This window comes from Pseudomonas sp. VS40, from assembly GCF_018587885.1.
Taxonomy (GTDB): Bacteria; Pseudomonadota; Gammaproteobacteria; order Pseudomonadales; family Pseudomonadaceae; genus Aquipseudomonas; species Aquipseudomonas pergaminensis.
Genome location: NZ_JAGYWD010000005.1, coordinates 512,370 through 525,323, shown reverse-complemented (window position 1 = coordinate 525,323; position 12,954 = coordinate 512,370). Strand labels below are relative to the sequence as shown.

Below are 12,954 nucleotides of genomic sequence, written 5' to 3'. Positions count from 1 at the left end.
CGTGTTACTGCAAAACGACAGTAACGTACCGAAACAGTTACTTCAAAACAGCCAGGGCTGCTTCGTAGTTCGGCTCTTGGCCGATCTCGCTAACCAGTTCGCTGTGCAGCACATTGTCATTTTCGTCCAGCACGACAACGGCGCGTGCGGTCAGGCCTTTGAGCGGGCCATCAGCAATCGAAACACCGTAGTCCACCGCGAAATCCGAATCACGGAAGTCGGACAGGTTCTTCACGTTTTCCAGACCTTCGGAGCCACAGAAACGGGCTTGGGCGAATGGCAGGTCGGTGGAGATGCACAGTACGACAGCGTTGTTCAGCTCGTTGGCCTGGGCATTGAACTTGCGGACCGAGGTCGCGCAGGTCGGGGTGTCGACGCTTGGGAAGATGTTCAGCACTTTGCGCTTGCCTGCGAAGGTCGCCAGGGTCGCGTCCGACAGATCGCCGGCAGTCAGGGTGAAATCAGGGGCTTGGGTGCCGGTTTTCGGCAATTCGCCTTCAACCTGGACAGGGTTACCACGAAGGGTGACTTGAGCCATGAACGGAATCCTTATGCTGATTTGGGTTTAACGAATTCGAGAGGCCGAAGTTAACCACAAAGTGCGTTCGCTACCTACCGCCAAACATAAATTGTCATGTCGCGGGTTATGGTTTAATTGCGCGCTTTGCGCCCTGCACCTCAAGGAAAACGATGTCGATGAATGCCCCTGCCACCAAAGTCCTGGTCATTGGTTACGTCTGGCCGGAGCCCCGCTCCTCGGCCGCAGGTGGGCATATGATGCAAATCCTTGAGTGTTTTCTTACACAAGGTTGGGACATCACCTTCAGCAGCCCAGCGACCATTGGCGAACACAAGGCCGATTTGCCTGCGCTGGGTATCGCCGAATGCGCCATCGAGCTGAATAACAGCAGTTTCGATGATTTTATTCGCGAACTCGCCCCGGATATCGTGCTGTTCGACCGCTTCATGATGGAGGAACAGTTTGGCTGGCGCGTCGAAAAATGCTGCCCCGACGCCCTGCGCGTGCTGGAAACCTCCGACCTGCAGAGCCTGCGCGACGCGCGTCACCAGCGTCTAAAGGATCACCTGAAGGCGCACCCCGACAGCGACGACTTCAGCGCCCTGTTTTCACCGACGTTGCAGGAAGAGTTCCGACTGATGGCCGAGACCGACCTGGCCAAGCGCGAAATCGCGGCGATTTACCGCTGTGATATCAGCCTGATGATTTCCGACGTGGAAATCCGCCTGCTCACCGAGCACTTCAAGGTGCCAGCCGCCCTGCTCCACTGGTGCCCGCTGATGCTGGAGCCGCCGACCGAGCCCTTCGCACCTTTTGAAGACCGCGCGCACTTTCTCAGCATCGGCAACTTTCGCCACGCGCCCAACTGGGATGCGGTGCTCTGGATGAAAAACAGCCTGTGGCCGCTGATCCGCCAGCAATTGCCGGGAGCGCAGTTGCACATCTATGGCGCCTACACGCCGCCCAAAGCCACCGCCTTGCATAACCCGGCGCAGGGTTTTCATGTGATGAACTGGGCCGAAGACGCCTTGCAGGTGATGACCGCCGCGCGTATCTGCCTGGCGCCCCTGCGATTGGGTGCCGGCATCAAGGGCAAGCTGGCCGATGCAATGCTCTGCGGTACGCCAAACGTCACCACGCCGATGGGCGCCGAAGCCATGGGTGACGAGCAGCCATGGCCTGGCGTGGTAGAACACAGCGCCCCTGCCCTCGCGGCGGCGGCGGTAGCCTTGTATCAGGACCGTGAACGCTGGACCCAGGCCCAGGAAGACGGTCGCCAACTATTGGCCCGGCGTTATGACCAGAAGGTCCACGGCCCGGCGTTGGTGGCATGCCTGGAGCAGTGCCGCAGCCACCTCACGGCCCATCGCCGGGACAACTTCACCGGCAGCATGCTGCGCCACCACGCGCATAAAAGTACCCAGTACATGTCGCAGTGGATCGAGGCGAAAAACCGCAACGTCTAGACAGCGGCGCTGGCGAGGTTGCGCGCGAGGGGGCATTATCCTACGCAGCAACCACAATAAAGCGACGGCAGCATGACCCGAGCAACGCGTATCACCGACCCTTCCTACGAACTGATGGACGACCATAACGGCTTGTCCATCATCTATCGCCAGCACGGCTTCCCCTGCCCGCTGGTGCGCTGGCACTTTCACAAGGAATACGAGTTGCACCTGATCGTCGCCAGTTCCGGCAAGGTGTTCATCGGCGATTATATCGGCAACTTCTACCCGGAAAGCCTGTTCCTCACCGGCCCCAACTTGCCCCACAACTGGATCAGCCAGGTGGAGGAAGACGAGGTGGTGCCCAAACGCGACATGCTGGTGAACTTCACCGATGAACTGTTCGAGCAAGGCAGCCACATCTTCGCTGAACTCAGGAGCCTGGCGCCGTTGCTGGAGCGCGCACAGTACGGCATCGAGTTCCGCTGCAAAAAAACCATCGCCCAGGCCATGACCTTGATGCAACGCATTGAGGACGCCCAGGGCATGGCGCGCCTGGGGCACTTCTTTATCCTGCTGGACGTGTTGAGCGCCTGTGAGGACTACCAACTGCTGTCCGGTGTGACCACACCGCAACTGGCCGATGAACACAGCATCGACCGTACCAACCGCGCGGTGGATTACATCTTTGCCCACTATGCGCGGGAGTTGCCGCTCGAAGAAGTGGCAGAATACTTGGGCATGAAGCCCACTTACTTCTCTCGCGTATTCAAACAGGCCACCGGGCGCACCTTCATCGAGTTCGTCAATCGGCTGCGTATCAGCAAATCCTGCGAATTGTTGGCCGATGGGGATAAAGCCGTGACGGATGTGTGCTTCGAGTCGGGGTTCAACAACATTTCCAACTTCAACCGGCGTTTTCAGCAACTCAAGGGCATGACCCCTTCCCACTACCGGCGCCTGGCGGTGCAGCGGCTTACCGAACAGAACCTGGCTTGAACTCAATGCCCGACGCATTACCGTAGGAGCCGGCTTGCCGGCGAACCCCCTGTAGACGCCGCGCTTATCCCGGTTTTGCGCGTTATCGTTGACCACCATCGCGCAAGCCGGCTCCTGCAGGGGGCACAGCGGGCGAATCGTTTCAGCCATCGGCAGCACGAGTGCAAAAAAGTATCAGTCCCAGTGCGCCCAAGGATTTGTCACAACCCCATTTCAAGGCTGTAATCAACGCACACTCTTCCTGACGACCTGTAGGAAGACACAACAACAATAACTGTCCTTCTGTAGCCCCCTGGGCGCGGAAATGGAGTGCGCGATGAAGTTCACAGCAAAAGCACTGCTTGTTTCGACCTGCATGACCACCTGCATGACCCTCAGCGCCGTCAGCTTTGGCGCGCAAACCCTGACCATTGCCACCGTCAACAACAGCGACATGATCCGCATGCAAAAGCTCTCGAAAACCTTCGAGGCCGAGCATCCGGAGATCAAGCTGAACTGGGTGGTGCTCGAAGAAAACGTGCTGCGCCAGCGCCTCACCACTGATATCGCCACCCAGGGCGGGCAGTTCGATGTGTTGACCATCGGTATGTACGAAGCTGCACTCTGGGGTGCAAAGGGTTGGCTGGAGCCGATGAAGGACCTGCCGGCGTCCTACGACCTTGACGATGTATTCCCTTCGGTGCGTGACGGTTTGTCCGTTAAGGGTTCGCTGTACGCCCTGCCGTTCTACGCCGAAAGCTCGATCACCTATTACCGCACCGACCTGTTCAAGGACGCCGGGCTGACCATGCCCGAGCACCCGACCTGGACACAGATCGGCGAATTCGCCAGCAAACTCACCGACAAGAGCAAAGAGCAGTACGGCCTGTGCCTGCGCGGCAAAGCCGGCTGGGGCGAGAACATGGCGCTGATCACCACCCTGGCCAACGGCTACGGTGCGCGTTGGTTCGACGAGAAGTGGCAACCTGAATTCAACGGCCCTGAATGGAAGGACGCGCTGAACTTCTACGTCGACAACATGAAGAAGTCCGGCCCGCCGGGTGCTTCCAGCAACGGTTTCAATGAAAACCTGGCGCTGTTCAACAGCGGCAAGTGCGCCATCTGGGTCGATGCCAGCGTGGCCGGCTCGTTCGTCACCGACAAGACCCAGAGTAAAGTGGCTGACCACGTCGGCTTCACCTTTGCCCCTCACGAAAAGACCGACAAAGGGACGTCGTGGCTGTACTCCTGGAGCCTGGCGATCCCGACCAGTTCCAAGGCCAAGGACGCCGCCAAGGTCTTCACCAGTTGGGCCACTTCCAAGGAATATGGCGCCCTGGTTGCCAAGACCGACGGCGTTGCCAACGTACCGCCAGGCACGCGCAAGTCGACCTACAGCGACGAGTACATGAAGGCCGCACCATTTGCCAAGGTGACCCTCGAATCGCTGAAAGTCGCGGACCCGACCAAACCGACGCTCAAACCGGTGCCGTATATCGGTATCCAGTTGGTGACCATCCCTGAATTCCAGGCGATCGGCACCCAGGTCGGCAAATTCTTCTCCGGCGCGCTGACCGGTCAGCAGACGGTGGATGCTGCATTGACCGCCGCGCAGACCACCACCGAGCGTGAAATGAAGCGGGCGGGTTATCCCAAATAAAGTGGGTACACCACTGTAAAGGTGGGAGCGGGCTTGCTCGCGAATGCAGTTTTGCAGTTGATGTATCCGTGACTGACGCACCGCATTCGCGAGCAAGCCCGCTCCCACACTGACCGCGCTTCGACTCTAGTTCTGCATGTACCTGACTGGTTCTGATCCTATGAATACCAACACTGCCCAAGTGCAAACCGCCGTGTCGGCCAAACCAGGCAAAAACCGCCTGGCCAACCCCGGCTGGTTCCTTGTCAGCCCCTCGGTCGCCTTGCTGCTGCTGTGGATGATCGTGCCGCTGGGCATGACTCTGTACTTTTCGCTGATCCGCTACAACCTGCTCTACCCCGGTGAAAACCAGTTCGTGGGGCTGGAGAACTTCACGTATTTCGTGACCGACTCGGGCTTCTTGCCCGGCGCCACCAATACCCTGTTGCTGGTGGGCAGCGTGCTGCTGATCAGCGTAGTGTTCGGCGTGTTGATCAGCGCCCTGCTTGAAGCCAGCGAGTTCTTCGGTCGCGGGCTGGTGCGGGTGTTGTTGATCTCGCCGTTCTTCATCATGCCCACCGTCGGTGCGCTGATCTGGAAGAACCTGATTTTCCACCCGGTGTCGGGGATCCTCGCCGCGGTGTGGAAGCTGTTCGGCGCCGAGCCGGTGGACTGGCTGGCGCACTATCCGTTGCTGTCGATCATCATCATTGTGTCGTGGCAATGGTTGCCCTTTGCGATCCTGCTGCTGATGACCGCCATGCAGTCCCTCGACCAGGAACAAAAGGAAGCCGCGCGCCTGGACGGTGCCGGTGCCATCGCGATCTTCTGGCACCTGACCCTGCCCCACCTGGCCCGCCCGATTGCCGTGGTGGTGATGATCGAGACGATCTTCCTGCTCTCGGTGTTTGCCGAAATCTTCACCACCACCAACGGTGGCCCCGGTTACGCGTCCACCAACCTCGCCTACCTGATCTACAACCAGGCGCTGGTGCAGTTCGACGTGGGCATGGCTTCGGCTGGCGGCTTGATTGCCGTGGTCATCGCCAATATCGCGGCGATCATCCTGGTGCGGATGATCGGCAAAAACCTGACTGACAAGCCTTGAGGGCCGCGCCATGACGCTTCAACAATCCCGCCGCCTGCAAAGCCTGTTGCTCGGCACCCTGGCCTGGGCCATCGCGATCCTGATCTTCTTCCCGATCTTCTGGATGGTGCTGACCAGCTTCAAGACCGAAATCGACGCGTTCGCCACGCCGCCGCAGTTCATCTTCACGCCGACGCTGGAGAACTACCTGCACATCAACGAGCGCAGCAACTACTTCAGTTATGCGTGGAACTCGGTGCTGATCTCCTTCAGCGCCACCGCCCTGTGCCTGCTGATCTCGGTGCCCGCCGCCTACTCCATGGCGTTCTACGAAACCCAGCGCACCAAGGGCACGCTGCTGTGGATGCTGTCCACCAAGATGCTGCCGCCGGTGGGCGTGTTGATGCCGATCTACCTGTTGGCCAAGAGCTTTGGCCTGCTGGATACGCGCATTGCGCTGATCATCATCTACACCCTGATCAACCTGCCGATTGTGGTCTGGATGGTGTACACCTACTTCAAGGACATCCCCAAGGACATCCTCGAAGCCGCGCGCCTGGACGGTGCCACGCTGTGGCAGGAAATGGTCCGCGTGCTGCTGCCGATCGCCAAGGGTGGCCTGGCTTCCACCGTGTTGCTGTCGCTGATCCTGTGCTGGAACGAGGCGTTCTGGTCGCTGAACCTCACCTCGTCCGCCGCCGCGCCGTTGACGGCGCTGATCGCCTCCTACTCCAGCCCCGAAGGGTTGTTCTGGGCCAAATTGTCTGCCGTCTCGACCCTGGCCTGCGCGCCGATCCTGATCTTTGGCTGGATCAGCCAGAAACAGCTGGTGCGCGGTTTGTCCTTCGGCGCCGTGAAATAACGGCCTTTTAATAAAAATTCAACGCGGAGGCCCATCCCATGGCCAACCTGAAAATCAAGAATCTGCAAAAAGGCTTCGAAGGCTTCTCGATCATCAAGGGCATCGACCTGGAAGTGAACGACAAGGAATTCGTGGTGTTCGTCGGGCCGTCGGGCTGCGGTAAATCCACGCTGCTGCGCCTGATCGCCGGCCTGGAAGAAGTCACCGAAGGCACTATCGAACTGGACGGTCGCGACATCACCGAAGTGACCCCGGCCAAGCGTGACCTGGCAATGGTGTTCCAGACCTACGCGCTGTACCCGCACATGAGCGTGCGCAAGAACATGTCGTTTGCCCTGGACCTGGCCGGTGTCGACAAAAAGCTGGTGGAAAGCAAGGTCAGCGAAGCGGCGCGCATCCTCGAGCTGGGCCCGCTGCTGGAGCGCAAGCCCAAGCAACTGTCTGGCGGCCAGCGTCAGCGTGTGGCCATCGGCCGTGCGATTGTGCGCAACCCGAAGATCTTCCTGTTCGACGAACCACTGTCCAACCTCGACGCCGCCCTGCGCGTGCAAATGCGCCTGGAGCTGGCGCGCCTGCATAAAGAGCTGCAAGCGACCATGATCTACGTAACCCACGACCAGGTTGAAGCCATGACCCTGGCCGACAAGGTCGTGGTGCTCAACAGTGGCCGTATCGAGCAGGTCGGCTCGCCGCTGGAGCTGTATCACCAGCCGGCCAACCTGTTTGTGGCCGGCTTCCTGGGCACGCCGAAGATGGGTTTCCTCAAAGGCAAGGTCACCCGTGTTGAAAGCCAAGGCTGCGAAGTGCAGTTGGACGCTGGCACGTTGATCAACCTGCCGCTGAGTGGCGCCACCTTGAGCGTGGGCAGTGCAGTGACCCTGGGCATTCGTCCGGAACATCTGGAAATTGCTTCCCCGGGCCAAACCACCCTGACCGTCACCGCCGACGTCGGCGAGCGCCTGGGCAGCGACACTTTCTGCCACGTCATCACCGCCAACGGCGAGCCGCTGACCATGCGGATTCGCGGCGACATGGCCAGCCAGTATGGCGAGACGCTGCACCTGCACCTGGACCCGGCGCACTGCCACCTGTTCGACACCGACGGTGTAGCCGTGGCCCGCCCACTGCGCGCCGCCGCCTGATTTCGCGAGAGTCGTGATGAAACTGAATAAGCAGAACCTCACCCAGTTGGCACCGCACGTGAAACTGCCGGCCTACGCCATTGCCAGCACCACCCAGGGCATCGCCCATATTGGCGTCGGCGGTTTCCATCGCGCGCACCAGGCGTATTACACCGATGCGTTGATGAATACCGGCGAAGGCCTGGACTGGAGCATCTGCGGCGTCGGCCTGCGGGCCGAGGACCGCAAGGCCCGTGACGACCTGGCCGGCCAGGACTACCTGTTCACCCTGTATGAACTGGGCGATACCGACGACACCGAAGTGCGCGTGATCGGCTCGATCAGTGACATGCTGCTGGCCGAAGACGGCGCACAGGCGCTGATCGATAAACTCGCCAACCCGGCGATCCGTATCGTCTCGCTGACCATCACCGAAGGCGGCTACTGCATCGATGACAGCAACGGCGAGTTCATGGCCCACCTGCCGCAGATCCAGCACGACCTGGCGCATCCGAGCGCACCGAAAACCGTGTTCGGTTTTATCTGCGCCGCGCTGACCAAACGCCGTGCTGCCGGCACCCCGGCATTTACCGTGATGTCCTGCGATAACCTGCCGCATAACGGCGCCGTGACGCGCAAGGCCCTGCTGGCCTTCGCCGCCCTGCACAATGCCGAGCTGCATGACTGGATCAAGGCCAATGTCAGCTTCCCGAATGCCATGGTCGACCGCATCACACCGATGACCAGCACCGCCCACCGCCTGCAACTGCACGACGATCACGGCATCGACGACGCCTGGCCGGTGGTCTGTGAACCCTTTGTGCAATGGGTGCTGGAAGACAAGTTCGTCAACGGTCGCCCAGCCTGGGAAAAGGTCGGCGTGCAGTTCACCGATGACGTCACGCCCTATGAAGAAATGAAGATCGGCCTGCTCAACGGCAGCCACCTGGCGCTGACCTACCTGGGCTTTCTCAAGGGTTATCGGTTTGTGCACGAAACCATGAATGACCCGGTGTTCGTGGCCTACATGCGCGCCTACATGGACCTGGACGTCACGCCAAACCTGGCGCCGGTGCCGGGCATCGATTTGACCGAGTACAAGCAGACCCTGGTGGACCGCTTCTCCAACCAGGCGATTGCCGACCAGTTGGAGCGCGTGTGCTCGGACGGCTCGTCGAAGTTTCCCAAGTTCACCGTGCCGACCATCAATCGCCTGATTGCCGATGGCCGCGAGACCGAGCGTGCGGCGTTGGTAGTAGCGGCGTGGGCGTTGTACCTCAAGGGTGTGGACGAGAATGGCGTGAGCTACAAGATTCCCGATCCGCGTGCAGAGTTTTGCCAGGGGCTGGTGAGTGATGAGGCGTTGATCAGCAAACGGCTGCTGGGGGTGGAAGAGATTTTTGGGACGGCTATTCCCAATTCGCCTGAGTTTGTGGCAGCGTTCGAGCGGTGCTATGCAAGCCTGCGTGACACTGGAGTCACCGCAACCCTGCAGAACCTCCTGAAGAAACCGAATTAACACTGTGGGAGCGGGCTTGCTCGCGAATGCGGTCTGTCAGAGACAAATGTATCGACTGAAACACCGCATTCGCGAGCAAGCCCGCTCCCACTTTTTGATCGGGTTAACACTCCAAAAAATAAGACTGCTGAGCACCCCATCATGACCCAGCAAAACCTGTTTCTCGGCATCGACTGCGGCACCCAAGGTACCAAGGCCATCGTCCTCGACGCCTCCAGCGGCAAGGTACTGGGCCTCGGCGCGGCTGCGCACACCTTGATCAGCGGCGCCAATGGGCGGCGCGAGCAGCACACCCAAGAGTGGCTGGACGCCTTTACCGAAGCCACCCACCGCGCCCTGCAACAGGCCGGCGTGGACGGCCAGGATATCCTCGGTATTGGCGTGTCCGGTCAACAACACGGCCTGGTGCTGCTCGATGACCAGGGCCAGGTGCTGCGCCCGGCCAAACTGTGGTGCGACACCGAAACCGCCCCCGAGAACGACCGCCTGCTGGCGTACCTGGGCGGCGAGAGTGGCTCGCTGGAGCGCCTGGGCGTCGCCATTGCACCGGGCTACACCGTGTCGAAACTGCTGTGGACCCGCGAGCAGCACCCGGACATCTTCGCGCGCATCGCGCATATCCTGCTGCCCCACGATTACCTCAACTATTGGCTCACCGGTCGCGCCGTCGCCGAGTATGGCGATGCGTCGGGCACCGGCTACTTCAACGTGCGCAGCCGTGAGTGGGATGTGGCACTGCTCCAGCACATCGACCCGAGCGGTCGACTGGAACGGGCCTTGCCGCCATTGATCGAGGCCGATCAGGCAGTCGGCACGATCCTGCCCGCCATCGCCGAACGCCTGGGCATCAACCCCAACGCCATCGTCTCCAGCGGCGGCGGCGACAACATGATGGGCGCCATCGGCACCGGCAACATTGCCCCTGGTGTGATCACCATGAGCCTGGGTTCGTCGGGCACCGTGTATGCGTTTGCCGACCAACCCAACGTCAGCCCACAGGCCTCGGTCGCGACCTTCTGCTCGTCCAGCAGCGGCTGGCTGCCACTGATTTGCACCATGAACCTGACCAACGCCACCGGGGTGATCCGCGAGCTGTTCGACCTCGACCTGGCCGCATTCAACGCCCTGGTCGAACAAGCGCCCATCGGCGCCGACGGCGTGAGCATGCTGCCGTTCCTCAACGGCGAGCGCGTGCCCGCCCTGCCCCACGCCACCGGCAGCCTGCACGGCCTGACCATGACCAACCTGACCCGCGCCAACCTGTGCCGCGCGGTCGTCGAAGGCACCACCTTTGGCCTGCGCTACGGCCTCGACCTGCTGCGCCAGACCGGCCTGCAAAGCCAGAGCATCCGCCTGATCGGCGGCGGTTCGAAAAGCCCGGTCTGGCGGCAGATGGTGGCCGATATCATGAACACCGAAGTGATTTGCACCGAACAAAGCGAAGCCGCGGCCCTGGGCGCGGCGATCCAGGCGGCCTGGAGCCAGTCCGGCGAACCCCTGGCCAGCCTGTGCGACAAATGCGTGAGCGTCGACCCGGCCAGCCGTACGCTGCCGGTGGCGGCCAGCGTCAGCGCCTATCAACAGGCTTACGAGCGCTATCAACAGCACGTGGCAACCCTTTAAGAGCGAACGACTATGTATCTGGTGTGTGGTGAAGCGCTGTTTGATTTTTTCAGCGAGGAGGATGCCAGCGGGCAGGCGTCCAAGGTCAATTACAAGGCGATTGCCGGCGGCTCGCCGTTCAACGTCGCCGTAGGCTTGCGCCGTCTGGGCATCGAGGCCGGATTGTTCGGCGGGGTGTCCACCGACTTCCTTGGCCGTCGCTTGTTGCAGGTGCTCAAGGACGAAGGCGTGAGCGAGCAGTTCCTGGTGGAGTTCGCCGCACCGACCACCCTGTCGATGGTCGCTGTGGGTGCCGATGGCTCACCGCAGTACAACTTCCGGGGCGAAGGCTGCGCCGACCGCCTGCTGGAAGTCGCCCACCTGCCCGCGCTGGGGGCTGACATTCGCGGCCTGCATATCGGCTCGTTTTCCCTGGTGGTGCAGCCGATTGGCGACACCCTGCTGAACCTGGTGAAGCGCGAAAGCGGCAAACGCCTGATCAGCCTCGACCCCAACGTGCGCCTCAACCCGCAGCCGGATATCCAGCTGTGGCGCGACCGCGTGGCGGAACTGGTCAAGCATGCCGACCTGATCAAGGTCAGCGACGAAGACCTGCACCTGCTCTACCCTGACCAGTCGCCGGAAAGCGTGCTGCAAGGCTGGCTGCAACACCGTTGCCAACTGGTATTCCTGACCCGTGGCGGCGACGGTGCCAGTGTGTTCAGCCGCCAGCACGGCAACTGGTCGCAACCGGCAGTCAAGGTGGTGATGGCCGACACGGTGGGGGCCGGCGACACCTTCCAGGCCGCGCTGATTGCCTGGCTGACCGAGCAGCAGCTTGACTCGGTAGAGGGCCTGCAACAGCTCACGCGGGCACAGATCGACGCCATGCTGGGCTTTGCCATTCGCGCCGCGGCGTTGACCTGCGGCAAGACCGGGCCGGACCTGCCGCATCGCAACCAGCTTGGATGAAGCTTTTGTCAGCCAGGCAAACATTAATCGATGGTTAATCCCGCAAGCCGAGAGTGAAGTTGTACCCACTTGTTGCGGAGAAACACCATGAAACTGCGCACGTTGATGCTCGGTGCCACCCTTGCACTGGCGGCTGCGTCTGGCCTGGCCCAGGCCGACGATCAAACAGCCGCCGTCAAACCCGTGCCTTACCACTACGGCCTGCCGATGAATATCGACAAGGTGCTGGCCATGAACGAAACCCCGACCGATGAGTGCAAGGTCATCAAGGCGGATATCAAGTTCCTGGATAAAGCAGGCAAGGTGGAAGACGTGAGCTACCGGAAAATGTCCGAAGCCTGCGACTTCCAGAACTGAGGCGTTGAAACAGTTGAAACAATAGAGCCAGGCCCGCACAAATAGGCGTACGCTTGCGGGCTTGTCATAAGGCTGAAAGGATTCGCCATGCTCTTGAATTTCCGTACTCTCGCCACCTTCACCGCCCTGCTGTGCTTCGCCCTCGCACTGGTCTGGGGCCTGCGTCCCGACCTGCTGCTGTGGTTGTGGAGCGTGGAGTATTCCAACGCCACCGGGATGGTGTCGCGCCGCAACGCCGCGCTCTTCCTGGGTATCGGCATCATGTTCTACCGCGCCCGTCACGCGCCCCCTTCGGACACGCGCCGCGCCCTGACCACCGGGTTTATCACCGGGTGCCTGGTGCTGGCGGTATTGGGGTTTGGTGAGTGGATCAATGGCAATGCGGGGCCAGGCATCCTGCTGGCGGTGGCAACAGAAACCGTATTGGGCCTGGCGTTTATCCAGGCCCACAGGTCTTCTGTCCCTCACACTCAAGCGTCAAGCTAATAGAGGCTGCGCCCTCCCGCTCGTTGCAGGGCGGGTGCATGGGTGTGCTTGAGGTCTTCGCGCAACGCGGCGATCAGGTTGCAAATCGCTCGACTGCTGTCGAGTTTGTCCGCGTTGATACCTTTGACTTCCAAATCCACCCGGTCACGGTCGCGGTCGTCATAGACCTTGATCGTCAGCGAGGCATCTTCGGCTTTGGTGCATTCGCACCGTTTAGGCAGGAAACTTCCTTCAATGATGCTGCGAAGCTCTAGTTCCGAAAGCATGGTCAACCTCTCCTTTTCTGAGACTGCCAACAGAGTGTTATGAACCTGGCAGGCGCGTGCCCGCCACGTCTCGCCGACCCTGGCAGACGCTTGTAACTCC

The 12,954-nt window shown here is 60.9% G+C and carries 13 protein-coding genes; 11 read left to right on the top strand and 2 right to left on the bottom strand.

What is annotated here, in order from left to right; all coding sequences use genetic code 11:
• Window positions 1–37: 37 nt before the first annotated feature.
• On the bottom strand, window positions 38–538 hold the full coding sequence (gene tpx, locus KHP07_RS18050) for a thiol peroxidase (RefSeq protein ID WP_078048174.1): 501 nt from the start codon (window positions 536–538) through the stop codon (window positions 38–40).
• 158 nt (window positions 539–696) lie between these two features.
• Between tpx and KHP07_RS18045 the strand changes: the two genes are divergently transcribed.
• From KHP07_RS18045 to KHP07_RS17995, 11 genes are all read left to right on the top strand, one after another.
• Window positions 697–1,986: a glycosyltransferase gene (locus tag KHP07_RS18045; protein ID WP_214497663.1), complete on the top strand. Its 1,290-nt coding sequence runs from the start codon at window positions 697–699 to the stop codon at window positions 1,984–1,986.
• Window positions 1,987–2,058: 72 nt separating this feature from the next.
• Window positions 2,059–2,964, top strand: a complete 906-nt coding sequence (locus tag KHP07_RS18040) for an AraC family transcriptional regulator (RefSeq protein ID WP_078048172.1) — start codon at window positions 2,059–2,061, stop codon at window positions 2,962–2,964.
• A 355-nt stretch (window positions 2,965–3,319) separates the two neighbouring features.
• A complete protein-coding gene (locus KHP07_RS18035) occupies window positions 3,320–4,603 on the top strand; it encodes an ABC transporter substrate-binding protein (protein ID WP_371857080.1) in 1,284 nt (427 codons plus the stop codon).
• A gap of 160 nt (window positions 4,604–4,763) precedes the next feature.
• Window positions 4,764–5,690, top strand: a complete 927-nt coding sequence (locus tag KHP07_RS18030; protein ID WP_078048170.1) for a carbohydrate ABC transporter permease — start codon at window positions 4,764–4,766, stop codon at window positions 5,688–5,690.
• Window positions 5,691–5,700: 10 nt separating this feature from the next.
• The gene (locus tag KHP07_RS18025; protein WP_003173672.1) at window positions 5,701–6,531 is read left to right on the top strand and encodes a carbohydrate ABC transporter permease; all 831 of its coding nucleotides are present in this window, start codon (window positions 5,701–5,703) and stop codon (window positions 6,529–6,531) included.
• A 38-nt stretch (window positions 6,532–6,569) separates the two neighbouring features.
• Entirely contained in the window at window positions 6,570–7,673 is a 1,104-nt protein-coding gene (locus KHP07_RS18020; protein WP_078048169.1) for an ABC transporter ATP-binding protein, read from the top strand.
• A 16-nt stretch (window positions 7,674–7,689) separates the two neighbouring features.
• A complete protein-coding gene (locus KHP07_RS18015) occupies window positions 7,690–9,171 on the top strand; it encodes a mannitol dehydrogenase family protein (RefSeq protein WP_099492703.1) in 1,482 nt (493 codons plus the stop codon).
• Window positions 9,172–9,312: 141 nt separating this feature from the next.
• On the top strand, window positions 9,313–10,794 hold the full coding sequence (gene xylB / locus KHP07_RS18010; RefSeq protein ID WP_214497662.1) for a xylulokinase: 1,482 nt from the start codon (window positions 9,313–9,315) through the stop codon (window positions 10,792–10,794).
• A 12-nt stretch (window positions 10,795–10,806) separates the two neighbouring features.
• Window positions 10,807–11,745: a carbohydrate kinase family protein gene (locus KHP07_RS18005; RefSeq protein WP_214497661.1), complete on the top strand. Its 939-nt coding sequence runs from the start codon at window positions 10,807–10,809 to the stop codon at window positions 11,743–11,745.
• Window positions 11,746–11,832: 87 nt separating this feature from the next.
• Window positions 11,833–12,102 carry a DUF2790 domain-containing protein gene (locus tag KHP07_RS18000; protein WP_092249050.1) on the top strand — a complete coding sequence of 90 codons (270 nt, stop codon included), beginning with the start codon at window positions 11,833–11,835 and terminating at the stop codon, window positions 12,100–12,102.
• A gap of 87 nt (window positions 12,103–12,189) precedes the next feature.
• Window positions 12,190–12,588: a hypothetical protein gene (locus KHP07_RS17995; RefSeq protein ID WP_078048164.1), complete on the top strand. Its 399-nt coding sequence runs from the start codon at window positions 12,190–12,192 to the stop codon at window positions 12,586–12,588.
• Here the strand turns inward: KHP07_RS17995 and KHP07_RS17990 are convergent.
• Window positions 12,585–12,854 (bottom strand): DUF1652 domain-containing protein, encoded by a 270-nt coding sequence (locus KHP07_RS17990; protein ID WP_078048163.1) that lies wholly within the window; start codon window positions 12,852–12,854, stop codon window positions 12,585–12,587. The genes KHP07_RS17995 and KHP07_RS17990 overlap by 4 nt on opposite strands.
• Window positions 12,855–12,954: the final 100 nt, after the last annotated feature.

Bases quoted from the DNA above. Each gene is read 5' to 3' on its own strand.
- tpx (WP_078048174.1), bottom strand. From the start codon at position 538: ATGGCTCAAGTCACCCTTCGTGGTAACCCTGTCCAGGTTGAAGGCGAA.
- KHP07_RS18045 (WP_214497663.1), top strand. From the start codon at position 697: ATGAATGCCCCTGCCACCAAAGTCCTGGTCATTGGTTACGTCTGGCCG.
- KHP07_RS18040 (WP_078048172.1), top strand. From the start codon at position 2,059: ATGACCCGAGCAACGCGTATCACCGACCCTTCCTACGAACTGATGGAC.
- KHP07_RS18035 (WP_371857080.1), top strand. From the start codon at position 3,320: ATGACCACCTGCATGACCCTCAGCGCCGTCAGCTTTGGCGCGCAAACC.
- KHP07_RS18030 (WP_078048170.1), top strand. From the start codon at position 4,764: ATGAATACCAACACTGCCCAAGTGCAAACCGCCGTGTCGGCCAAACCA.
- KHP07_RS18025 (WP_003173672.1), top strand. From the start codon at position 5,701: ATGACGCTTCAACAATCCCGCCGCCTGCAAAGCCTGTTGCTCGGCACC.
- KHP07_RS18020 (WP_078048169.1), top strand. From the start codon at position 6,570: ATGGCCAACCTGAAAATCAAGAATCTGCAAAAAGGCTTCGAAGGCTTC.
- KHP07_RS18015 (WP_099492703.1), top strand. From the start codon at position 7,690: ATGAAACTGAATAAGCAGAACCTCACCCAGTTGGCACCGCACGTGAAA.
- xylB (WP_214497662.1), top strand. From the start codon at position 9,313: ATGACCCAGCAAAACCTGTTTCTCGGCATCGACTGCGGCACCCAAGGT.
- KHP07_RS18005 (WP_214497661.1), top strand. From the start codon at position 10,807: ATGTATCTGGTGTGTGGTGAAGCGCTGTTTGATTTTTTCAGCGAGGAG.
- KHP07_RS18000 (WP_092249050.1), top strand. From the start codon at position 11,833: ATGAAACTGCGCACGTTGATGCTCGGTGCCACCCTTGCACTGGCGGCT.
- KHP07_RS17995 (WP_078048164.1), top strand. From the start codon at position 12,190: ATGCTCTTGAATTTCCGTACTCTCGCCACCTTCACCGCCCTGCTGTGC.
- KHP07_RS17990 (WP_078048163.1), bottom strand. From the start codon at position 12,854: ATGCTTTCGGAACTAGAGCTTCGCAGCATCATTGAAGGAAGTTTCCTG.